Source organism: Luteimonas arsenica, assembly GCF_004352825.1.
Taxonomy (GTDB): domain Bacteria; phylum Pseudomonadota; class Gammaproteobacteria; order Xanthomonadales; family Xanthomonadaceae; genus Luteimonas; species Luteimonas arsenica.
This window is the reverse complement of sequence record NZ_SJRW01000002.1, coordinates 212,033-233,107: the sequence shown is the minus strand read 5'-3', so window position 1 is coordinate 233,107 and position 21,075 is coordinate 212,033. Positions and strand designations below refer to the sequence as shown.

The 21,075-nt window shown below is 69.5% G+C and carries 24 protein-coding genes; 15 read left to right on the top strand and 9 right to left on the bottom strand.

The features are described from left to right. Positions 1 to 3: 3 nt before the first annotated feature. The 8 genes from E2170_RS08540 to E2170_RS08505 are packed head-to-tail and all read right to left on the bottom strand — an operon-like array spanning position 4 to position 6,443. Positions 4 to 450: a hotdog family protein gene (locus E2170_RS08540; RefSeq protein WP_133000261.1), complete on the bottom strand. Its 447-nt coding sequence runs from the start codon at positions 448 to 450 to the stop codon at positions 4 to 6. Then, positions 447 to 2,795 (bottom strand): MMPL family transporter, encoded by a 2,349-nt coding sequence (locus tag E2170_RS08535; protein ID WP_133000260.1) that lies wholly within the window; start codon positions 2,793 to 2,795, stop codon positions 447 to 449. The genes E2170_RS08540 and E2170_RS08535 overlap by 4 nt, the downstream gene beginning before the upstream one ends. Continuing rightward, positions 2,792 to 3,469, bottom strand: a complete 678-nt coding sequence (locus tag E2170_RS08530; RefSeq protein WP_341777141.1) for a LolA-related protein — start codon at positions 3,467 to 3,469, stop codon at positions 2,792 to 2,794. Before E2170_RS08530 ends, E2170_RS08535 begins: the two co-directional genes overlap by 4 nt. Continuing rightward, a complete protein-coding gene (locus tag E2170_RS08525) occupies positions 3,360 to 4,364 on the bottom strand; it encodes a lysophospholipid acyltransferase family protein (protein WP_133000259.1) in 1,005 nt (334 codons plus the stop codon). The genes E2170_RS08530 and E2170_RS08525 overlap by 110 nt, the downstream gene beginning before the upstream one ends. Beyond that, positions 4,361 to 4,639, bottom strand: a complete 279-nt coding sequence (locus E2170_RS08520) for an ApeI family dehydratase (RefSeq protein ID WP_133000258.1) — start codon at positions 4,637 to 4,639, stop codon at positions 4,361 to 4,363. Before E2170_RS08520 ends, E2170_RS08525 begins: the two co-directional genes overlap by 4 nt. 18 nt (positions 4,640 to 4,657) lie before the next feature. Further along, positions 4,658 to 5,434, bottom strand: a complete 777-nt coding sequence (locus E2170_RS08515; RefSeq protein WP_133000257.1) for a lysophospholipid acyltransferase family protein — start codon at positions 5,432 to 5,434, stop codon at positions 4,658 to 4,660. 38 nt (positions 5,435 to 5,472) lie between these two features. Beyond that, complete coding sequence (locus E2170_RS08510) at positions 5,473 to 6,156, bottom strand: COG4648 family protein (RefSeq protein WP_133000256.1); 684 nt, start codon at positions 6,154 to 6,156, stop codon at positions 5,473 to 5,475. A gap of 20 nt (positions 6,157 to 6,176) precedes the next feature. Next, positions 6,177 to 6,443, bottom strand: coding sequence for a phosphopantetheine-binding protein (locus E2170_RS08505; protein WP_133000255.1), 267 nt, complete (start codon positions 6,441 to 6,443; stop codon positions 6,177 to 6,179). A 66-nt stretch (positions 6,444 to 6,509) separates the two neighbouring features. Between E2170_RS08505 and E2170_RS08500 the strand changes: the two genes are divergently transcribed. From E2170_RS08500 to aroE, 6 genes are all read left to right on the top strand, one after another. Then, on the top strand, positions 6,510 to 7,865 hold the full coding sequence (locus E2170_RS08500) for an NAD(P)/FAD-dependent oxidoreductase (protein ID WP_243708177.1): 1,356 nt from the start codon (positions 6,510 to 6,512) through the stop codon (positions 7,863 to 7,865). A gap of 14 nt (positions 7,866 to 7,879) precedes the next feature. Further along, the gene (locus tag E2170_RS08495) at positions 7,880 to 8,881 is read left to right on the top strand and encodes a chorismate transformation FkbO/Hyg5 family protein (RefSeq protein ID WP_133001134.1); all 1,002 of its coding nucleotides are present in this window, start codon (positions 7,880 to 7,882) and stop codon (positions 8,879 to 8,881) included. A gap of 204 nt (positions 8,882 to 9,085) precedes the next feature. Beyond that, a complete protein-coding gene (locus E2170_RS08490; protein ID WP_133000253.1) occupies positions 9,086 to 9,514 on the top strand; it encodes a post-PEP-CTERM-1 domain-containing protein in 429 nt (142 codons plus the stop codon). Next, complete coding sequence (locus E2170_RS08485; RefSeq protein WP_133000252.1) at positions 9,507 to 11,111, top strand: PA domain-containing protein; 1,605 nt, start codon at positions 9,507 to 9,509, stop codon at positions 11,109 to 11,111. Before E2170_RS08490 ends, E2170_RS08485 begins: the two co-directional genes overlap by 8 nt. Before the next feature lie 81 nt (positions 11,112 to 11,192). After that, complete coding sequence (gene hemB, locus E2170_RS08480) at positions 11,193 to 12,182, top strand: porphobilinogen synthase (protein WP_133000251.1); 990 nt, start codon at positions 11,193 to 11,195, stop codon at positions 12,180 to 12,182. 112 nt (positions 12,183 to 12,294) lie between these two features. Beyond that, positions 12,295 to 13,134, top strand: coding sequence for a shikimate dehydrogenase (aroE, locus tag E2170_RS08475; RefSeq protein WP_133000250.1), 840 nt, complete (start codon positions 12,295 to 12,297; stop codon positions 13,132 to 13,134). A gap of 39 nt (positions 13,135 to 13,173) precedes the next feature. On the opposite strand, the gene E2170_RS08470 is transcribed toward aroE, so the two are convergent. Then, positions 13,174 to 13,713, bottom strand: a complete 540-nt coding sequence (locus E2170_RS08470; protein ID WP_133000249.1) for a gamma carbonic anhydrase family protein — start codon at positions 13,711 to 13,713, stop codon at positions 13,174 to 13,176. Positions 13,714 to 13,745: 32 nt separating this feature from the next. Between E2170_RS08470 and E2170_RS08465 the strand changes: the two genes are divergently transcribed. The 9 genes from E2170_RS08465 to E2170_RS08425 all read left to right on the top strand — a co-directional run bounded on the left by E2170_RS08465 (position 13,746) and on the right by E2170_RS08425 (position 20,862). Further along, positions 13,746 to 15,161 carry a coniferyl aldehyde dehydrogenase gene (locus tag E2170_RS08465; RefSeq protein WP_133000248.1) on the top strand — a complete coding sequence of 472 codons (1,416 nt, stop codon included), beginning with the start codon at positions 13,746 to 13,748 and terminating at the stop codon, positions 15,159 to 15,161. A gap of 245 nt (positions 15,162 to 15,406) precedes the next feature. Further along, positions 15,407 to 16,681 (top strand): tyrosine-type recombinase/integrase, encoded by a 1,275-nt coding sequence (locus E2170_RS08460; RefSeq protein ID WP_133000247.1) that lies wholly within the window; start codon positions 15,407 to 15,409, stop codon positions 16,679 to 16,681. A gap of 22 nt (positions 16,682 to 16,703) precedes the next feature. After that, the gene (locus E2170_RS08455; protein WP_133000246.1) at positions 16,704 to 17,282 is read left to right on the top strand and encodes a hypothetical protein; all 579 of its coding nucleotides are present in this window, start codon (positions 16,704 to 16,706) and stop codon (positions 17,280 to 17,282) included. A 104-nt stretch (positions 17,283 to 17,386) separates the two neighbouring features. After that, complete coding sequence (locus E2170_RS08450; RefSeq protein ID WP_165942205.1) at positions 17,387 to 17,731, top strand: helix-turn-helix transcriptional regulator; 345 nt, start codon at positions 17,387 to 17,389, stop codon at positions 17,729 to 17,731. Next, a complete protein-coding gene (locus E2170_RS08445; protein ID WP_133000244.1) occupies positions 17,728 to 17,922 on the top strand; it encodes a hypothetical protein in 195 nt (64 codons plus the stop codon). Before E2170_RS08450 ends, E2170_RS08445 begins: the two co-directional genes overlap by 4 nt. Then, positions 17,906 to 18,946: a DUF1376 domain-containing protein gene (locus E2170_RS08440; RefSeq protein ID WP_133000243.1), complete on the top strand. Its 1,041-nt coding sequence runs from the start codon at positions 17,906 to 17,908 to the stop codon at positions 18,944 to 18,946. Before E2170_RS08445 ends, E2170_RS08440 begins: the two co-directional genes overlap by 17 nt. Further along, positions 18,928 to 19,806: an ATP-binding protein gene (locus tag E2170_RS08435; RefSeq protein ID WP_133000242.1), complete on the top strand. Its 879-nt coding sequence runs from the start codon at positions 18,928 to 18,930 to the stop codon at positions 19,804 to 19,806. The genes E2170_RS08440 and E2170_RS08435 overlap by 19 nt, the downstream gene beginning before the upstream one ends. 136 nt (positions 19,807 to 19,942) lie before the next feature. Beyond that, positions 19,943 to 20,224 (top strand): hypothetical protein, encoded by a 282-nt coding sequence (locus tag E2170_RS08430; protein ID WP_133000241.1) that lies wholly within the window; start codon positions 19,943 to 19,945, stop codon positions 20,222 to 20,224. Positions 20,225 to 20,250: 26 nt separating this feature from the next. Then, entirely contained in the window at positions 20,251 to 20,862 is a 612-nt protein-coding gene (locus E2170_RS08425; RefSeq protein ID WP_133000240.1) for a hypothetical protein, read from the top strand. Positions 20,863 to 21,075: the final 213 nt, after the last annotated feature.

The following is a 21,075-nucleotide window of genomic DNA, read 5'->3' as shown; positions in this document are numbered from 1 at the left end:
CGATTATCCCGGCATCTTCGCGGCATCGGCGAGCACCACCGCGGCGCGGCCTTCGGCCAGCAGCAGGCCGTCGTGGCGGATGCGGAAGGTGTACTGCTGGCTGGACTCGCCCTCCATCAGCAGCTCGGCCTCGCCCTCGAGCGCGCCGGGCAGGTCGTCGATGCGCGCGCAGTGCAGTTCGACGCCGCGCAGCGCGACCAGCATGCCCGGGCGCACCGCGGCGCCGGAAGCGCGCCCGCGCAGGCCGCCGTGCACGGCCATCGCCTGTGCGCCGTATTCGCAGAGGTGGACGGCGCGCAGCAGGCCATTGCTGCGCAGCGGGTGCTCGGGATCGCGGTGGTTGTGGGCGCGGAGGACGATGCGGTTCTCGTCGTGGACGATGACCTCATCCCAGAGGCACATGGTGTGCTGGTGCGGGACGAGGGTGAGGATGTCCTGGCGGCCGATCATGCGGACGCTCCCGCAGGCGGGGAAGGCACGTCGCGATCGGAGGCGGCGTGGCGCGACACCAGCAGCGCCAGCACGAAGTTGGAGAACACGCCGATCGCCACCGTGCTGCCGATCGCGCGCAGCACCGGGATCGAGGACAGCGCCAGCAGGCTGAACACCAGCAGGGTCATCAGGCTGCACACCAGCACCGCGTGCAGGGTGCGCAGCTGGTCGTCGCGGCGGTCGCCGGCGTGCTCGAAGAACAGTGCGTAGTCCAGGCCGAGGCCGGCGGCGAGGATCAGGGCGACGAGGTGGAACAGGTTCAGCTCGACCCCGAAGCCGCGCAGCACCGCCAGGATCACCAGGGTGGTCAGCGCCATCGGCAGCAGCACGCGCGCGACGCGGCCGGGCGTGCGCAGCGAGAACCACACGGTGGCCGCCAGCAGCAGCGCCGCCACCGCCAGCGCGGCGAGCACGCGGCCGCGGTACTCGGCGACCAGCGATTCGGAGGCCTGCTTCATGTCCAGCAGCTCGCCGCCGGCTTCGGCCGCGGCGCGCGACACGGCTTCGACGTCCGTGAGGCCGCTGAGCGAAACCAGCGCGGTGGCGGCCGGCAGCAGCAGGCCTTCGACGGTGGCGGCCAGCGGCGTGCCGGCCAGATCCGCCGGCCGCAGCGGCGCGGCGTTGCGCGCGCGCTCGACGTCGGTGAGGAAGGCTTCGAAGGCATCGGCGCGGAACGGCGAGGCGGCCACCGCTTCGTCCAGCGCCGCGCGCAGTTCGTCCGGCGGCGGCAGGGCCTGCTGCCGCGCGCGCTGGGTGGCCGCGGAGGGCAGGTAGCGCGCCGCGCTGTCCCAGCCGTCGAGCGCGCCTTCGGCGACCAGGGCGTCCAGGCGCGGGTGCAGGGCTTCGGTCGCCGCCAGTGCGGCATCGGCGTCGGCGCCGCGAAGCACCACCACATAGCGCACGTCGGGCGCGCCCAGCGCCTGGCGCAGGCGTTCGTCGAGCGCCATGCCCTCTTCCGGCACCGGGGTCAGCTTCGACAGGTCGTTCTCCCAGAACGGGCCGCGCACGCTCGCCAGCACCGCCACGCAGGCAGCGGCGACTGCCAGCAGCAGCCAGCCACGCGGTCGCGGCAGGCGCTCGATGCCGCGCCACAGCGCCTGCAGTCGCGGCGAATCCGCCAGGTCGCGCGGCGCGGGATCGACCAGGGCCGGCAGGCCGAAGCGGGTGGCCAGCGCCGCCGCCGCCAGCGCCGAGATGGTGAACACCGCCAGTTGGCGCAGGCCGTCGACGCCGGAGAACAGGAAGGTGAGGTAGGCGATGCAGGTCGCGACCACGCCGGTGAACAGCGCCGGCCACAGCGCACGCACGTTGTCGCGCGGGCTGATGCCTGCGCGCTGCTGGCTCAGGAAGTGGATCGGATAGTCCTGCACCACGCCGATCAGGGTGAAGCCGAAGGCGACGGTGATGCCGTGCACGGCCTCGAAGGCCAGCGCCACCGCGCCGAGGCCGGCCAGCCCGGCGGTGGCCAGCGGCAGCACGCCCAGCAGCGGCGCCCGCCAGCTGCGGTAGGCGATGAGCAGCAGCAGGACCAGGCCGATGGTGTCGACGGTGCCGATCCACTGCGCCTCGCGCGCGGTGCGGCCGCCGATCTCGACCGAGAACGCGCCCGGGCCGGTCATCCGCAGTTGCGCGCCGCTGTCGCCCGCGGCCTCGGCGAAGGCGGAATACACGGCGTCGTAGGCGCGCTGCTGCGCGGTGGGGTCGAAGCCGCCGGCGGCGGTCTGCGCCAGCAGCAGGGCTTCGGTGCCGTCTGCGTCGAACCAGACGCCGTGCAGGCGCCGCGGCGCGGCCTTCGGTTGCCAGGCCTCGGCCAGGGCCAGCATCTCCAGCGTCGGGTCCGAGGGCAGCAGCGGTTCCACCAGGCCCGCCATCGGCGAGCCCAGGTCCTGCAGGCGCTCATCGAGCTGTTCGCCGAGGTAGTCGGCATCCAGGCGGCGCCCGTCCAGCGCCGTCGACAGCAGGTAGCGGTAGGGACGCAGCGATTCGGGCACCGCCTCCAGTCCGGCGTCGATGCCGTTGGCGATGAACTCGAAGCCTGGATCGGCGGCCAGCGCGGCGGCCAGCGCGCGCGACTGGTCGGCCAGCGCTTCGGGATCCGCACCGGACAGCGACACCAGCAGCAGGCGCGAGCCCGGGCCTTCGCCCAGTTCGTCGACCAGCAGCTTCTGCGCCGGCGTGCGCGGCTCGGGCATGAAGCGGCGCAGGTCGCCGCTGAGCTCCAGGCGCTGGCCGATCAGCCAGCCCGCGGCCAGGAGCGCCGCCAGCCACAGCAGCGCGAACGCGGTGCGGCGCGCAGGACTCATTGCGCCGCGGCGCCGGGCTCGCGGCACAGGGACTCGTAGGCGGCGGCCTCACCGGTGGCGATCGCGGCACGGGCGGCGCCGGCGAGCAGGGTGCGCTGCAGCTCGCCTTCGACCGGGCGGGTTTCGATGCAGCGCAGCTCGGCGCCGCGGCCGCGCAGGGTGATGTCGCGGACGCTGGCGGCCAGCGCGGCGTCGCGCGGCACCAGCTCCAGGCGCCAGTCCTCGCGGCTGCCGTGCGAGGTGATGCGGTAGTCGCGCGACAGCGCCGCGGTGTCGCCGGCGAGCAGGGCCCCGAAGCTGGCCTGCAGCCCGGCCAGCTCCGGCGCGCGCGACAGGGAGAACGTGCGCGGCGAGCGGTTGCCGCGCGCGATCGTGGCCTCGCCTTCGCGGATGGTGGTGGTCTCGGCGTAGGGCACGCGGACCTGGCGCACCAGGGTGTCGGCGTCGGGGCGGGCGTACTCGCCCTCGATGCGCAGCGGCGCCTTCAGCATCGCCGAACCGCGAAGTTCGACAAAGGGCGTGGTCACCGGCGCCGGCCGCGCCAGGCGCTGCAGGATCCAGTCGCTATCGACCGCCGCCGGCTGCGCGCTGGAAGGCAGCGCGATCGTCGCCGCCAGCAGCGCCAGCAGCGCCAGCGTCGGGCATGGATTCGTGCGGATTTCGGCTGTGCTCACGGTCGCCCCAGAAATCGTAGAAGTTGAACCAGTTGTACGGCGCATCGCGCACATGATGTTCCAGTCGCGCGACATAACGCCGGATGAGCGCCGGCACCGCCGCGGCGCGCTCGCGCCGCGGGATCGCCACGCCATCGCTGAACGGTTCGAACACCAGATCGTAGCGGTTGCCGCCGCGGTACAGGCCGAAGGCCAGCTGCACCGGCACCTGCAGCACCGCCGCCAGCAGCCAAGGCGCCACCGGGAACGGCGCCTCGTCGCCCAGGAAAGGCACGCCCAGCGAGGCCTCGCCCGGCTGGATGCGGTCGACCAGCAGGGCCACCAGCGCGCCTTCGGACGCCGCCTTCTGGATCTCGAACATGATCGCCGGGCCGTCCTGGCTGGCGTCGATCACCGAGGCCGCGATATCGGGGTTGAGCGCGTCCAGAAGCTGGGTGACCGCCGGACTGTGCGCCTTGTCCAGCACCACGCGGATCTGCTGTTCCGGACGCTGGCGGCCGAGCACGCGCAGCACCTCGAAGCTGCCCAGGTGCGAGCCGAACACCAGCACGCCCTGGCCGCGGTCCAGCGCGGCGTGCAGCGATTCCAGGCCGCTGACGCGGATGTCGAAGCGGCGCATGTCGCCGCCGAGCAGGAACACGCGGTCGAGGATGGTGGCGGCAAAGGTGTGGATGTGGCGCGCGACGTCGCCCAGGCGCGCCGGGCGGCCGAGCACGCGGCGCAGGTAGGCGCGCGAATCGCGGCGCTCCTCGGTGCGGCGCGCCAGGAAATACAGCGTGATCGGGTACAGCAGCAGCCGCGCCAGCCCGCGCCCGCCGCGCAGGCTGACGCTGCGCAGCAGCCAGAGCGCGAACCAGCCCCCGCCCTCGCGGCGCTGCTTCCAGTGGCCGCTCATGCCAGCGCGACCTCGCCGGAGGCGACCAGGGTCGCACCGCGCAGCACGCGGAAGCGCCAGCGCGGCGCGGCGCCATCAAGCTCCACGCGGGCAGGTTCGCCCGGACGCAGCGGGCTGGCGAATTTCACCTGCGGCAGCCGCAGCGACCCCAGCGGCCCGTGCCCGGCCTCGATCGCGGCCAGCACGTGGTCCAGGACAACCACGCCGGGCACCAGCGGATGGCCGGGGAAATGCCCCGGCAGGCAGGGATGGTCGTGCTCGACAACGAACTCCATGGGACTGCCCTGCGCGCCTCAGGCCTGGCCGCGCAGCAGCGCCACCACCGAAGCATGCGCGGCATCGGCCAGCGCCTGGCGGGCCGACGCGCCCGGGCCCGCGTCCACGGTCGGCAGCGGCGTGCCGAAGCGCACCGTGATCACCCCCGGGCGGGCGCGGAAGCCGTCGGGCGGCAGCACCGCGCCGGCGCCCTCGATCGCCACCGGCAGCACCTCGGCGCCGGCGTCGATCGCCGACTGGAAGGCGCCGCCCTTGAACGGCGCCACCGCGCCGGTGCGGCTGCGCGTGCCCTCGGGAAACAGGCACAGGGTGTGGCCGTCGCGCAGCAGCGCCGCGGCCTCGCGGCGCAGGCGCGGGCCGGCGCGCGGGTTGTCGCGTTCGATGAACAGCATGCCGCAGGCGCGCGCGTACCAGCCCACGAAGGGCACTTTCGTCATCTCCTGCTTGAGCAGGAAGTGCAGCGGCACCGGCACCGCGCGGAACAGCGCGCAGATGTCGATGATCGACTGGTGGTTGGACACCAGCAGCCGCGGCTTCGACCAGTCGATGCGGTCGGCACCCTCGACCTCCAGGCGGGCGAAGGTGCCGGCGATCAGCGCCGGCGCCCAGCAGCGCGCCGCCATGCGCAGGGCGAAGTCCCGGCGCCGGGTGACCAGCAGCACCAGCAGCGCGAGGCTGATCCAGAAGGCCGTCCAGGCCAGGGTGAAGGCGAAGCCGACGGCGTTGTGGACGCCCCAGGCCAGCCGCTGCAGGGCCGATTCGGCCACTTCCATGTTGTCGACGCGCTGCTGCATCGGCAAAGCATACCCAATGGCCGGGTCCCGGCCCCCGTTCAGCGCAGGAAATCGCGCCAGAACGCCGGCCCCAGCCCCGCCATCTGGCGCAGGAAGGCCGCGAAGCTGCTGTAGCGCCCCGGGAAGCGGCGCTTGCGGTAGGCGAATTCGACCAGGAAGAAACCGCCCACCAGCCCGTAGTTGAGGATGTTGGCGAACAGCGACCACTGCTCGCGGGTGATGGTGAGCGGCGCGCGCAGGCCGAGGCTGGACAGCAGGCCACCGGGTTCCGCGACCATGGCCAGCACCAGGTTGGCCAGCCCCAGTACGCCCAGCACCAGGGCCCAGGCGGCGGTCAGGCCGCGGCTGTAGGCCAGCAGGTCCGGGGCCAGGGTGGCCGGGGTGCTGCCGTCGAGCGCGGCCACGATGCGGGTGATCAGCGCCCCGTGCGGCGACCACAGGCTGCGCGCGAACAGCCAGGCGATCGCGGCCACGAAGGCCACCGGCACCAGCAGCAGGGGCAGGCCGGCATGTCCCGAGGCATACAGCAGGTGGCAGGCACCCAGCGCCAGCGGCAGTGCCACCCAGGCCCAGGCCCGGCGCGCCACCAGGCCTGCGGCGAGCATCATCGCCACCAGCGCCAGCAGCGCGGCGTAGGCGTAGCGGTCGTCATGGGTGGCGCTGGCCAGGTGGGCGAAGGCCGCATAGGCCACCGCCATCGCGACCGTGAGGGCCAGGCCCATGGCCGGCACCGGGCCGCGCCTCAGGCGCGGTGGGCTTCGACGTGCGCCGACAGGGCCCGCAGCGAGGCGAAGATGCGGCGGTTCTCCTCGCTGTCCGAGCGCAGCTGGAAGCCGTAGCGCTTGCCCACCGCCAGCGCCAGCTCCAGCGCGTCGATCGAATCCAGGCCCAGGCCGGCATTGAACAGCGGCGCTTCGGGATCGATGGAGGCCGGATCGACGTCGTCGAGGTTCAGGGCCTCGACCAGGAGTTCGGCGAGTTCGCGTTCGGCGGGGGACTGGCTGGACATGCGGCGGCATCCGTTGCGGCTATCATTCTTGGCCCGGATGATCGCATGGCCAGCGCGCGCAGCGAAATGCAGAACCCCGCGAACGACACACCCGCCTGCCCCCAGGCCATGGACTGCGACGTCCTGGTCATCGGCGGCGGGCCCGCGGGCAGCACCGCGTCCGCCCTCCTCGCCCGCCGCGGCTGGCGGGTCGTGATGCTGGAGAAGGACGCCCACCCGCGCTTCCACATCGGCGAATCGCTGCTGCCGATGAACCTGCCGATCTTCGAGCGCCTGGGCGTGCTCGACCAGGTCCGCGACATCGGCGTGTACAAGGCCGGCGCCGACTTCCCGGTCCAGGACGAGGCCGACACTACCCACGTGTTCCGCTTCAACCGCGCGATCGACCCGAAGTTCGACCACGCCTTCCAGGTGCGCCGCGCCGACCTCGACCTGCTGCTGTTCCGCAATGCGCAGGCCGCCGGCGTCGATGCCCGCCAGCAGGTCAAGGTCGAGCGGGTCGACTTCGTGGACGGCCGGCCGCGCGTGGCCCATGCCCGCGATGCCGACGGCGGCGCGCTGGAGGTCCGCTTCCGCTACCTGGTCGACGCCAGCGGCCGCGACACGTTCCTGGGCAGCAAGCTCAAGCTCAAGCGCAAGAGCCAGGCGCACCAGTCGGCGGCGATCTTCAGCCACTTCACCGGCGTGGTCCGCCGCGACGGCGAGGACGCCGGCAACATCACCGTCGACCGCTTCGAGCACGGCTGGTACTGGCTGATCCCGCTGCCCGACGGCGTGATGAGCGTCGGCGCGGTGTGCTTCCCCGAATACCTGAAGACCCGCCGCGGCGACACCGAGGCCTTCCTGATGCAGACCCTGCGCCTGGCGCCCACGGTGTGGAAGCGCATGGGCCAGGCCGAGCGCGTGGCACCGGTGCACGTCACCGGCAACTACTCCTACAGCTGCACGCGGATGGCCGGCCCGGGCTGGGTGATGGCCGGCGACGCCTACGCCTTCATCGACCCGGTGTTTTCCTCGGGCGTCTACCTCGGCATGAACAGCGCCGAGCACGCGGTGGACGTGGTCGATGGCGCGCTGCGCGAGCCCGCTCGCGAGGCCGCGCTGCAGCGCGCGATGGACACCCGCCTCCGGCGTGGCCTGAAGCATTTCTCCTGGTTCATCCACCGCTTCACCACGCCGGTGATGCAGCGCCTGTTCGCCGCGCCGCGCAACGATTTCCAGCTTGAACAGGCGGTGATCTCGATGCTGGCCGGCGACGTCTTCGACAATCGCAAGGTGCTGCGCCGGCTGCGCCTGTTCCGCCTGGTCTATGCCGCCAACGCGATCGCGATCGCGCCCAGCGCGGTGCGCGGCTGGCTGCGCCGCCGCCGCCAGGTCGGCGAGAGCTTCGCCGGCGACACCCTCCAGGACGGCAATCCGTGAGCCGTCCACTGCCCATGTCGCCCGTCGATGCCACCCCGCGACTGGCGGTCGAATACGTGCATTCCGACGGTCCCGAGGCCCTGCTCGGCGACGACGTGCTGGCGGTGTTCGGCTTCGGCAGCCGGGCACCGGTGCTCGACGACCCGCGCTACCTGCGCGTGCCGCTTGAGCCGCACGATGAGGCCCCGTTCGAGGTATGGCACACCAACGCGCCGGTGATGCGCGGCCGCGAGGGCGACGTGCGCTGGGCCAGCGACGGCCAGCTGCTGTTCGGCGCGATCGAGGTCGCGGAGGGCGCGGACCAGGGCGATATCCAGGAAGCCTCGCGCCACGCCTATTCCCGTCTGGCCGGGTTCACTCGCGGCAGCCGCACCCCGCACCTGCTGCGGGTCTGGAACTACGTCGATGCCATCACCTTCGGCGAGGGCGACGACGAGCGCTACCGCGCCTTCTGCGTCGGCCGCGCCCAGGGCCTGGGCGACTTCGACGTGCGCAGCCTGCCGGCGGCCACCGCGATCGGCCGCTGCGACGGCCAGCGCGTGGTGCAGGTCTACTGGCTCGCCTCGGTGGCACCGGGGACGCCGGTGGAGAACCCGCGCCAGGTCAGCGCCTACCGCTATCCGCGCCAATATGGCCCGCAGCCGCCCAGCTTCGCGCGCGCGATGCTGCCGCCCGCAGGCAGCGCGATGCCGCTGCTGCTGTCGGGCACCGCGGCCGTGGTCGGCCATGCCTCGATGCACGACGGCGAACTGCTGGCGCAGCTCGACGAGACCTTCGCCAACTTCGATGCGCTGGTGGCTGCGGCACGCGCGCACGACGACGCCCTGCCCGCACGCTTCGGCGCCGGCACCCGCCTGAAGGTCTACGTGCGCGACCACCACGACCTGCCGCTGGTCGCCGACGCACTCGAGCGCCGCTTCGGCGACGCCGTGCCCCGGCTGCTGCTGCACGCGGCGATCTGCCGGCGCGAGCTCGCCGTGGAGATCGACGGCGTGCATGGCCGTCCGGCCGGCTGAAGGAAGCCACCCAGCATGCGTCCGCCGGGTGTTGCGCTGCAAGATTGAGCAAACACCCCGACACGATGCAGACTCGGCAAGGGCCAAGGGGACACGGCCTGTCGGCAACACCACCTTCGCATTGACCATGGAGGCACCGTTCGGGGGGGACGGTGGCTACGGCCACAGCCTTTCCGGGTGCCTCATTTCGAGGACCACACCCAGATGAATCGCACTACCTTGCTGTTGCTCGCGGGCCTGTCCGCGGGCTTCGCCGCGCACGCCGCCGAACCGGTGGACGCCACCGAAACCGCCACCGGCAGCTATGCCGGCGCCACCGTCGCCATCGACCCCGCCACCGGCCGCCTGCGCGCGCCGACCGCGGCCGAACAGGCGCAGCTGCGCACCGCTGTGTCCTCGCGCCTGCGCACGGCCGACCCGATGTCGATCGCAAAGCCCGGCCCGAAGACCCGCGCCGAGGCCGAGCGCACGATGAAGCGCCACCCCGACGGCCGCGTCAGCATGCAGGTGTCCGAGGACATGATGTCCTTCGTCACCGCCACCCGGCTCGAGGATGGTTCGATCGTGATCAGCCACGGCGACGCCGACGGCCACGCCGCCCCCGTGACCACCGTGGAGGCCGCCCGTGAATAAGACCCTTCTCGCTTGCGCCCTCGCGGCCGCCTCGACCTTCGCGATCGGCAGCGCCGATGCGGCCAACGTCATCCTGGTCAACATGAACGCCCCCGACGTCGGCCTCAACGACCCGACCCCGGCCAGCCCCGTCGGCGGCAACCCTGGCACCACCGTCGGCGAACAGCGCCAGATCGCCTACCAGTTCGCCGCCGACCTCTGGGGCGCCGTGCTGGAGAGCGACGAGGACATCCGCGTCCGCGCCCAGTTCACCGCGCTCAGCTGCACCGCCACCAGCGGCGTGCTCGGCTCGGCCGGCGCCCGCTTCATCCAGCGCGACTTCGAGGGCGCCCTGGCCGGCCACTGGTACGGCGAAGCGCTCGCGAATTCGATCACCGGCACCGACCTGAGCCCTGGCGAAGACGAGATCAACAGCAACTTCAACGCCAACCTCGGCACCCCGGGCTGCATGGAGACCTCCGGCTGGTACTACGGCCTGGACGGCAACACCCCGGCGGGGATGATCAACTTCCTCGACGTGGTGATGCACGAGATCGGCCACGGCCTGAACTTCCAGGGCTTCTACAACCTGGCCACCGGCGCGCCGCAGAGCGGCTACCCGGACATCTATTCCAGCTTCGTGTTCGACAACGTCTCCGGCCTGGCCTGGACCAGCATGAGCAACGCCCAGCGCGTGGCGGCGGCGACCGCCGGCGGCCTCGCCTGGACCGGCGCCAACGTCAACGACCAGGTGCCGGTGGCCCTCGCACCGAAGGTCACGCTCAACGGCGGCGGCACCGTCGCCGGCACCTACGTGTTCGGCACCGCGGCATTCGGCGCCCCGGCCACGCCGGCGAACTTCAACGGCCAGCTGGTGCTGGTCAACGATGGCAGCGGCGCTCCGTCCGAAGGCTGCGCGGCATCGCCGGCCAATGCCTACGCCGGCAAGATCGCCGTCGTCGACCGCGGCACCTGCGCGTTCGAGATCAAGGCGAAGTTCGCCGAGGATGCCGGCGCGATCGCGGTCCTGGTGGCCAACAACGCCGCCGGCGTGATCAACATGGCGGAGGACGCCACGGTGGTGGCCACCGTGCCGACGCTGATGGTCTCGCTGGCCGACGGCAACACGCTCAAGGCCGGCATCCCCGGCGCGACCGTGGCGCTGCTGGAGGACCCGAACGCTTATGCAGGCACCGATGCCTCGGGCCGCGCGCTGATGTATTCGCCGACCCCGCTGGCCCAGGGCTCCTCGTTCTCGCACTTCGACATCAGCCATTCGCCGAACGCGATCATGGAACCGTCGATCAACCAGGACCTGGACGCCAACCTGCGCCTGGACCTGACCCCGGCCCTGTTCCAGGACCTGGGCTGGGTGCTGAACCCGGGCAATGCCACCACCAATGGCGGCAGCTGCAACACCGGCGTGCCCGCCGTGCTGGAGCCCGGCCTGATCGGCGGCGCCAACCTGCAGGCCGCGGACGCGATGTGCCGCGACACCCACGGCAGTGGCACCGCGGGCTACCGCGGCTGCATCGCGCCGTTCGTCGCCAAGCTGAGCGAGCTGGGCTTTGTGCCGAGGTCCAAGGCCAACGGCGTGACCCTCTGCACCAAGCGCTGATCGCGCCGGTGCGGTGAAACGGGGCCGGCGTCCTTCGGGGCGCCGGCCTTTCCATGCCTGCGGCGGGCGTAGAATGGCGGCATGGCCTATCCAGACACCCGCTTCCGGCGCATGCGCCGCGACGCGTTCTCGCGCCGCCTGATGCGCGAGTACACGCTGACCGTCGACGACCTCATCCATCCCGTCTTCGTGCACGAGCCTGCCGGCCGCGCCGCGGTGCCTTCGATGCCCGGCGTCGAGCGCCTGTCGATCGACGAACTCCTGCGCCAGGCGGAAGCCGCCAGCGAGCTCGGGGTGCCGGCGCTGGCGCTGTTCCCGGTCACCGCGCCCGAGGCCAAGTCGCTGGACGCCGCCGCGGCCTGGGACGACGACGGCCTCTGCCAGCGTGCGGTGCGCGCGCTGAAGTCGCGCTTCCCGGAGCTGGGCGTGATCACCGACGTCGCGCTCGATCCCTACACCAGCCACGGCCAGGACGGCCTCGTCGACGACGCCGGCTACGTGCAGAACGACGCCACCGTCGAAGCCCTGGTGAAACAGGCCCTGTCGCACGCGCGCGCCGGCGCCGACGTGGTCGCCCCCAGCGACATGATGGACGGCCGCATCGGCGCCATCCGCATGGCGCTGGAAGAGGACGGCCATGTGCATACGCGCATCCTGGCCTATGCCGCCAAGTACGCCTCCAGTTTCTACGGGCCCTTCCGCGACGCCGTGGGTTCGGCGTCCGCGCTGGGCAAGGCCGACAAGCGCACCTACCAGATGGATCCCGGCAACACCGACGAAGCCCTGCGCGAAGTCGCCGCCGACCTCGACGAAGGCGCCGACATGGTGATGGTGAAGCCGGGCATGCCCTACCTGGACGTGGTGCGCCGGGTGAAGGAGACCTTCGGCGTGCCCACCTTCGCCTACCAGGTCAGCGGCGAGTACGCGATGCTCAAGGCCGCCGCGGCCAACGGCTGGCTGGACGAGCGCGCCTGCGCGCTCGAGGCACTGCTCGGCTTCAAGCGCGCGGGTGCCGACGGCGTGCTGACGTACTTCGCACTCGACGCCGCGCGCTGGCTGCGCGAAGGCTGAGCCGGCCGCGGGCCGGCACCCGGCGCGAATGACGCCATCCGGCACGGCCCGGGCGTAGACTCCATGGCACGGGCCGGCGCTCCGCGCGCCGCCACGCATCCGGGAGGCAGTCATGAAGCACTACGCCGTGTTCGGGCATCCGGTCGCGCACTCGCTGTCGCCGCGCATCCACGCCAGCTTCGGCCGCGACGCCGGCATCGCCATCGACTACCAGGCCATCGACGCCGGGCCTGACGACTTCGCCCGGCTGCTGGCCGAATTCGCCGCCCGTGGCGGCGCCGGCGCCAACGTCACCCTGCCGCTGAAGGAGGCCGCGCTGGCGCTCTGCGCCGACGTCACCGAGCGCGCGCGCCGCGCCGGCGCCGCCAACACCCTGGTCCGCAACGGCGACGACTGGCACGGCGACAACACCGACGGCGAAGGCCTGGTGCGCGACCTCACCGGCCGCCACGGCCTGGACCTGCGCGCGCGCCGCACGCTGCTGATCGGCGCCGGCGGCGCCGCGCGCGGCGTCGCCCCGGCCCTGCTCGACGCCGGCATCGGCGACCTCTACATCGTCAACCGGACGCCCTCGCGCTCCGACGCCCTGGCCGACCTGCTCGGCCAGCCCGGGCGCGTGCATCCACGGCACCTGGGCGACATCGGCTCACTGGGCGAGTTCGAACTGGTGGTCAACGCCACTTCGGCCGCGCGCAGCGACGGCCTGCCGACGCTGCCGCGCTCGCTGGTCGGGCGGCGCATGGCCGCGGTCGACCTCAACTACGGCGAAGCGGCCGTGCCCTTCCTGGCCTGGGGCCGTGCCAGCGGCGCCTATGCCGTGGTCGATGGCCTGGGCATGCTGGTCGAGCAGGCGGCGCTGTCGTTCGCGCGCTGGCACGGGACCGCGCCGGAGACGGACGCGATCTACGGCGAACTGCGCGCGGAGCACGCGCACCTGGTGACGGCCGACTGAGACATGCGCCACTGCTCCGCAGCGCGCCGCCAAAAACGCTCACGTGGCCGCGAGGTACTCATCCTTGAGACGGACGTAATGCGCCGCGCTGTAAAGCAGGCCTTCGACCGCGGCATCGTCGATCAGGCGCACCCGCTTCGCCGGGTTGCCGAGCCACAGCTCGCGGCTGCGCACCACCTTGCCCGGCGGCACCAGCGCGCCGGCGCCGACGTAGCCGTGGTCCTCGACCACCGCGCCGTCCATCACCGTCGCACCCATGCCGATGAGCGCGCCGTTGCCGATCGTGCAGGCATGGACGATAGCGCCGTGGCCGATGGTCACGTCGTCGCCGATGATCGTCGGGTAGCCATCCATGCGCGAATGCGGGCCGCGGTGGCTTACGTGGACGATGGTGCCGTCCTGCAGGTTGCAGCGTGCGCCGATGCGCACGAAGTTGACGTCGCCGCGGACCACGGTGCCGGGCCAGATCGAGCAGTCGTCGCCAAGCTCGACGTCGCCGATGACGGTGGCGGCCGGGTCGATGTAGACGCGCGCGCCGAGCTTCGGCAGCTGGCCGCGGTACGGTCGGATGTTGGTCATTCGACGATTCTAGCCCGGCTATAGTCGCGGCCATGATCGAGGACACGCCGGTGGACGCGCTGCGGCCCACGCTGGAACGCCTGCGCGGCGCCTGGGAGCGGCAGCGCCCCGACGCCCGCCAGCGCCGCGCCGACCTCGGGCGCCTGGCCGAGGCCCTGCGCGCCGGCCGCGATGCGATGGTCGAGGCGGTCAGCGCGGACTTCGGCCACCGCTCGAGCCACGAAACCCTGCGCGCCGAAGGCATGGGCGCGGTGTCCGAGGTGCAGCGCCTGCAGCGCTCGCTCGGGCGCTGGATGCGGCCGGAGCGCGGCGGCGCCGGCTGGCGGCTGTGGCCGGCGCGCGCGCAGCTGCGCCGGGAGCCGCTGGGCGTGGTCGGCGTGATGTCGCCCTGGAACTACCCGGTGGTCCTGGCGCTGGTGCCGCTGGCCACCGCGATCGCCGCCGGCAACCACGCCTTCCTCAAGCCCTCCGAGCACGCGCCGCGCACCGCCGCCTGGCTGCGCACGCTGCTGGCCTCGGTGTTTCCGGAAGATCGCGTGGCGGTGGCCCTCGGCGGCCCTGAAGTGGGCGCCGCGTTCTCCGCGCTGCCCTTCGACCACCTGGTGTTCACCGGTTCCACCGCCGTCGGGCGCAAGGTCATGGCCGCCGCCGCCCCCAACCTGACGCCGTTGACGCTGGAGCTGGGCGGCAAGTCGCCGGCCATCGTCGCCGCCGACTACCCGCCGGCCAAGGCCGCCGCGCGCCTGGCCACCGGCAAGTGGTTCAACGCCGGACAGACCTGCATCGCCCCGGACTACGTGCTGGTCGCGCGCAGCTCGCGCGACGCGCTGGTGGCGGCGCTGCGCGCGGAGGTGCGCGCGCGCTACCCCGACCTCGCCGCCTCCGGCGACTACACCCGCATCATCAATCGCGGCCACCACGCCCGGCTTCTCGCCCTGGTCGACGATGCCCGCGCGCGCGGACTACAGGTCGTCGAACTGGCGGACATCGACCCGGCCACGGCCGCGCATGGACGCATCATCCCGCCGACCCTGGTGCTCGATCCCGGCGACGACGCCCTGCTGATGCAGGAAGAGATCTTCGGCCCGGTGCTGCCGGTGATCGCCTTCGACACGCTCGACGAGGCCATCGCCGCGGTGCGTTCGCGCGACCGGCCGCTGGCGCTGTACCCCTTCAGCCATGACCGGGCGACGGTCGAAGCCGTCCTCGGCCAGGTGATGGCCGGCGGCGTCACCGTCAACGACACCCTGCTGCACTTCGCCGCCCACGGCCTGCCCTTCGGCGGCGTCGGCGCCAGCGGCATGGGTGCTTACCACGGCCGCGCCGGCTTCGATGCCATGACCAAGGCGGTGCCGGTGCTGTGGCAGCGCCGGCTCGCGGCCAGCGACCTGCTGCGGCCGCCGTACCGCGGCCTGGCTGACCGGCTGGTGCGGATGCTGGCGCGGTGAGCGGAGCGGTTTGCCCTTTGCGATGCGGAACGAGGATCATCGGCGCATGAAAATCGCCAGCTGCAATTTCTTCTAGCACCTCTTGACGTTTCACGTCGTTGCGCCATTACCTATAGGTAATTGTTTCTGCCGGAAAAAGTGCTTCACAACGTGTCTCATTGTTTCGTATGTTTGCAGCGAAATTGGGTAGCTAAGTGGGTAGCCAGAAGCATCTGGCAACTAGCTACCCATGGGGGCGCGACAGCATGGCAAAGACCACTAATCTTCTTAGCGACATTCAGATCAAGCGTTGGATCGCCAAGGGCGAGTCGGTAGCAAAGTCCGACGGCGACGGTCTGACTTTCACCCTCTCCAAGAGTGGAACCGCTGCTTGGGTGCTTCGCTACCGCACGGGCGGGCGACGCAAGGAACTCACCCTCGGGAACTACCCCGACCTCGGACTCGCCTCCGCCCGCGAAAAGGCTCGCGCCCACCGTGTCGCTATCGACGAAGGGCGCGATCCGGCTGCCGAGAAGCAGGAGCAGAAGACTCGCGCCATGGCCGCATGGACGATGCGTGAGCTGGTAGCCGACTACCGGGAGAAGTGCCTGACGGAGACAAGTCTCGCGTCGGGGACGATCAAGTACAGGGGGTATGACCTCGACGACGTAGTGCTTCCCCGCCTCGGTTCGCGCGAGGTCCAGCGCGTCACCACGACCGACATTGTGTCGGTCCTGATCGACATCAAGCGCACATGGACGATCACCCGGCGGGTCAAGACCACACTCTCCCAGCTGTTCGATCACGCTATTGCCCTGCGGATCGTTTCGGCCAACCCCTGCACCGGCATCAAGATGAACGCCCTCAAGGGCGCCCGGCCGCCGATTCGTAAGCGCGTGATGCTCTCCGAAGACGAACTGCGGAAGCTCCTTCCGGACATCGAAATCATCGGCATGGAGAACGCGCTCGCCTTCCGCATTCTGCTGGCCACCTGCGTTCGCACCTGCGAATTGGTCAAGGCGAAGAAGGCCGACATCGACCTCAAGCGCGGAGTCTGGTGGGTGCCAGACGAGAACGTGAAGACCCGTACCGGCTTTCTGGTGCCGCTGACCCCCACTGTCGTCGGCTGGTTCCGCGAGCTAATTGAGCTTTCCGGCGGTTCGGAATACCTGCTTCCAGCCCGGCAGGAGCGGCGCAGGCGCAACAAGGGCGGCGACACTCACACGGTCGAAACCACGCTGTGGGCGGCCATCCAGCGCGCCTTCAACCGCAAGGAAATCGAAATCCGCAAGTTCACGCCCCATGACACTCGCTCGACGGCGAAAGGCCACCTGAGAAACATGGGCATCTCTCGGGAAATCTCCGAGGTTGCCCTCAACCATGTCTTGAAGGGAATGGAGGCAGTCTACGACGTGCGCGAAGAAATCCCTGAACGCCGCGAAGCGCTGGAGAAGTGGGCCAACTTCATCGTCGCCTGTGAAAAGGGTGAGCCTAGCCCAACACCGGCATCCAACGTCGTGCCTTTCCGTCCCGCCGCCTGAACCTCTCTGAAAGCCTCAACACATGAAGATTGCCGACGCCACCACCCTGTTCAAATACTTCCGTCAGTGCGGCATCAGCGCAAATCCGCAGGCGCGTGCCGACATCATGGGCAAGATTGCGGATGATGAGCTGAAGGCGTACACGACGGTCACGTCCGCGCCGTCTGGAAGTAGCTGGCAAGCGATGGCGAGGGATGCGCTACTAAGGGACGCCTACGGGCCAAAGATCGTTCCGGCGACGTCGGTAGCGGTAGTCAGGTCTGAGATTGAAAAGGCTGCCATTGGTGCAGATGCGGACTGGGGCCTCCTCAATCGCTTGTTGATTGATGTCCCTGTCGAAAACGCCACGAAGCAGATCGAGTCGCAGCAGTCAGACCGGCATGTTTACAAGAAAGAGAAGCATCTGGGGTTGATCCTTGACGCTCTCAGGGCTGGGGGCTTTGAACCCAAAGCGCTCCCAGCCCGCGAAGATGGTAAGGCGACACCGAAAGCTGCGGTCCGCAAAATTTTGGTGGGAAAGAAATCCTTGAGCGCATCGCAATTCAAGCGCGGCTGGGAGTATGGCAAGGAAATCCAAGAGGTCGCTTTCGTAGCGATCTAGCCAACAGACCGCACCCAACCCGCTTTGGGTCGGGTGGGGACGGTAGATTCTGGGGATGGTGGCTGACGCCTAATCGCTGGCAATAACCAGCAATGAGGCGACACGTGCCGCACTCCATCGTCACCACCATCAATCCCGATTTGCCTGTTGAAGGCAAAATCCGCTTCAGCGCCGTCAAGCGCCTGACCGGAACCGAGTCCCGCTCCACGATTTGGCGCTGGGAGCGTGCCGGCAAGTTCCCGAAGTCCACCCGCATCACTCCCCGCCTGACGGTGTGGGATGCCGCTGAGGTACGCGCGTGGCTGGCCGATCCGGTCGGCTGGGCGAAGGCCGCTGCCTTGAAGGCGGAAGTAGTCGCCAAGGAGAAGCAGGCGGAAGCTGCCGAGACGAAGAAGGAAGCAGCCGCCGAAGACGACGATGCGGACGGGTTCGCCGGGGGCGCCTCGTGAGCGCCGCAATCACCGAAGCAAGCCTCGTGGAGATCGGTGACGCCATCCGCAACCAGCTCCACGCGCTGGCCAACCGCCCCGATGCCGACTACGCCGCTGATGTCGCCGTGAACCTCAACGGTGCCCGCCGCGCGGTGCTGCGCCTCCGCGAGAGCTTGATGCAGGAGGCGAACGATGCCGGCGCCGGGTAAAAAGGAAAACCCCGCCGGTGGGGAGCCTATGGGGTTCGTAGACACACAGGCCGGGGGCGGCGTGCAGGTTAATGATGGCGCCACCGAGCAGGTGGCCGTCGCCGTAGTTTCCGAGCTGCCGGCGCCACCGTACCCCGCAACGACAAAGGCCGGCGGCTTTCGGTTCGAGCTGGACATTGAACGCGTGTGCCAGTCGGACTCGTGGGCGATTGCCGAACCGCGCCAGCGCCCGTTCATGGTGATGGTCTGGATCGTGTCGTGGACGCAGCTCCCGGCCGGGTCTCTGCCCGACAACGACGCCGTTATCGCGGCCCGCATCGGCATGCCCTTGCCGGAGTTCAAGGCCAGCAGGGATGTCCTCATGCGCGGCTGGTGGAAAGCCAACGACGGTCGGCTCTACCACCCAGTCATCACTGAGCAGGTCTTCGACATGACCAAGCGGAAGATCCGGAAGGCGAAAAATCAGGCTGACTACCGCGAACGACAGAGGCTGAAGGACGCAGGTGATGATGAAGAGACCGGTGACGCGATGGTGACTGACCCCGAAGTGACCGGTTACTCACCGGTGAGTGATTGCACCACCACCAACACCACCAACACCACCAAAGAGCAAGAGCATCTTTCCGGAGCTGAAGCTCCGCGCTGCCGGAATGGTCATCAGGATGAGGTTCATCAGAGCAAGCAGGATGTAGCTGTCACCACCCCGGCGGCAGGAACCGGAATCTCGATCCTCCTGAAGGACGGCAGTGAACACGTCATCACGAACGCCGAAGTCCGGGAATGGGAAGAGGCATACCCGAGCAAAGACGTGCTCGCCGAACTGAAGCAGATGAGGCAGTGGTGCCGCGTGAATCCCACCAAGCGGAAGACTCGGCAGGGAATCGGGAAGTTCATCAACGGCTGGCTGGCGCGACCGGCTCTGGCCAGTTCCCCACGCGGTAGCCGCCCGAAACCCTCCGCGCACACCGGCTTCGACCACATCGACTACCAGAAGGACGCAGACGAATGGAACACCAAGAGCTGAACACCACCACCTTGACCCGTACCGCTACTTGCAACAAGCACGGCGAGTACGAGGAGGTCCAGAAGGAGTGCTACGGCCCCGGCAAGGACGAGTTCGGGGACTACACCGTGGTGAAATTTCTGAAATGGACTGGCCACTGTGCCGAGTGCGTCGCGGAGATCGTTCGCCGCGAAGAGGAGCACAAAGCCAAAATGGAGCGTCACAAGTTGCATGAGCGAATCCGTGCCTCCGGCATTCCCGGGGGCTTCCTCGAAGAAAGTCTCGACAGCTACATCGCAGACAATCCGGGCCAGCAGAAGGCGCTGAGCGTTGCCCGAGACTACGTGGCCAACTTCGGCGAGCACGTCTACTCGGGGCGTAACTTGCTCTTCACCGGCAAGCCCGGTTGCGGAAAGACTCACCTCGCCGTAGCCATCGGGATGGCCCTGATGAAAATGGGCGCCAGCGTCCGCTGGACCACCGCGAGCGACATGACGCGGCGATTCACGGACACATGGGGCCGTCGCGAAGGCGAGAACGAAACGCAGGTGCTGGCTGACCTGACCGGCGCCGACCTGCTCATCCTCGACGAGGCCGGCGTCCAGTCGGGGAGCGAAGTCGAGCTCCGGACCATCTTCAACGTGATCGACGGTCGCTACCGCGAGAAGCTGCCCACGCTGGTCGCCTCCAACCTGTCCATCAAGAACCTCACGCCCTATGTCGGCGAGCGCGTCATCGACCGCCTCCGCGACAACGGCAGCGAACTGGTCGCCTTCGACTGGGAGAGCTATCGCGGCAAGAAGGGAGCGCGCAACACCAGCGCCCCCCGACCGTTCATGTCCTCCGCCGGGCACGCAGTTGCTGCCGGCAAGCCGAAGTAGGCCACAACGAAGGAGATGCTCCTTGAGTGAGTATCTGAACTTCTGGTGCCGATGAGCCTTTGCCCCTGACCTCGCTGGACCGCGCCGACTGGAAGCGCATAGCCGGCGCGTAACCCAACCACAAGGAACCCAAATGATGACCAAGAAGAAGACCGCGAAGGGCACGAAAATTGATTGGCAAAATCACGTCAGGCCGCTGGACTGGGTTGAACGGTGTGGCGAGATGTACTCCTTCAAGGGTGAAGATCAGGAGGACGCAATAGTATTTCTGGCAAGCAGGTTCATCCTGACGCTGGATGCAGAGACAAGGCTGCGGGCGTTCCTTGCGGATGAAATTGCCAAGAGGGATGACCTGCCCGAACTTGTCGCAAAGCGGGAGTCCGGGTACTGGCTCTACGACGATGAGGGCAAGCGGTAAGAGGCGGCCCCAATGTGGATTTAGGTATGGCCGGCAAAGCTCGAAACCGGAAACCGCTGGAATGGGCAACCTTCATCGGCATCGACAGCCTCAGCCTTGCCCGGCAGCCGGCAGGGTGGAACAGGCGCGGTGAGGCGAGGCGGGTGGTCGGGATTCGCCACCTGCGCGGCGGCAGCGCCATCGCGGAGACGATCCTGCGCGCCGAGGTTGGGGTTACGGCCGGTTTGCTCACCATCGAGCACCGGGGCGCCGATGGCATGAAGATCGAGCAGTCCGTGGAGCTTGCACCCATCGCCATGCCTCGCGGCGGCCAGCGGTGGTGCTTCGTATGTCCTGTGACAGGGGGCCTCGCGCGCAAGCTCTACCGCTACCCGGGCTTGTGGCACTTCTGCAGCCGGAAGGGACTGCCAGAGCCTGTCACTTACGGCTGCCAGCGTGACAGCGCGGCGAAGCGCACGATGCGTCAGATTTGGGAACTGCGAGAAAGGCTGGGCGACAAAGGGCCGTTGCTTGGCTCCCTCGCCGAACCCGATGGCATGAGCGAAGCGGAGTTCCTGCGCCATGTCCGTCGCTATCTGCAGCTCGCCAGCCGACTGAACTTCTCGCCCCACGGCATCAAGATGAGGAAGGCCAGTTGAGTTCGCCATCAACTGGGTGAAAAAGTGGTCATCGTGGGGGGACGCATAAGCCGAAGCCAAGACTCCACCGTCAACCGCCCGAAAGAGGCGCAGCAGAGTACGATTTTTCTGGCTTTCACGATGACCGGGTGTCCGGCAACCGGCGCGACGATGGACACCGCCGGTTCAAGGGGTATGGATGACAAGGCTCGCCATGCCGCCAGACGAGCGGAT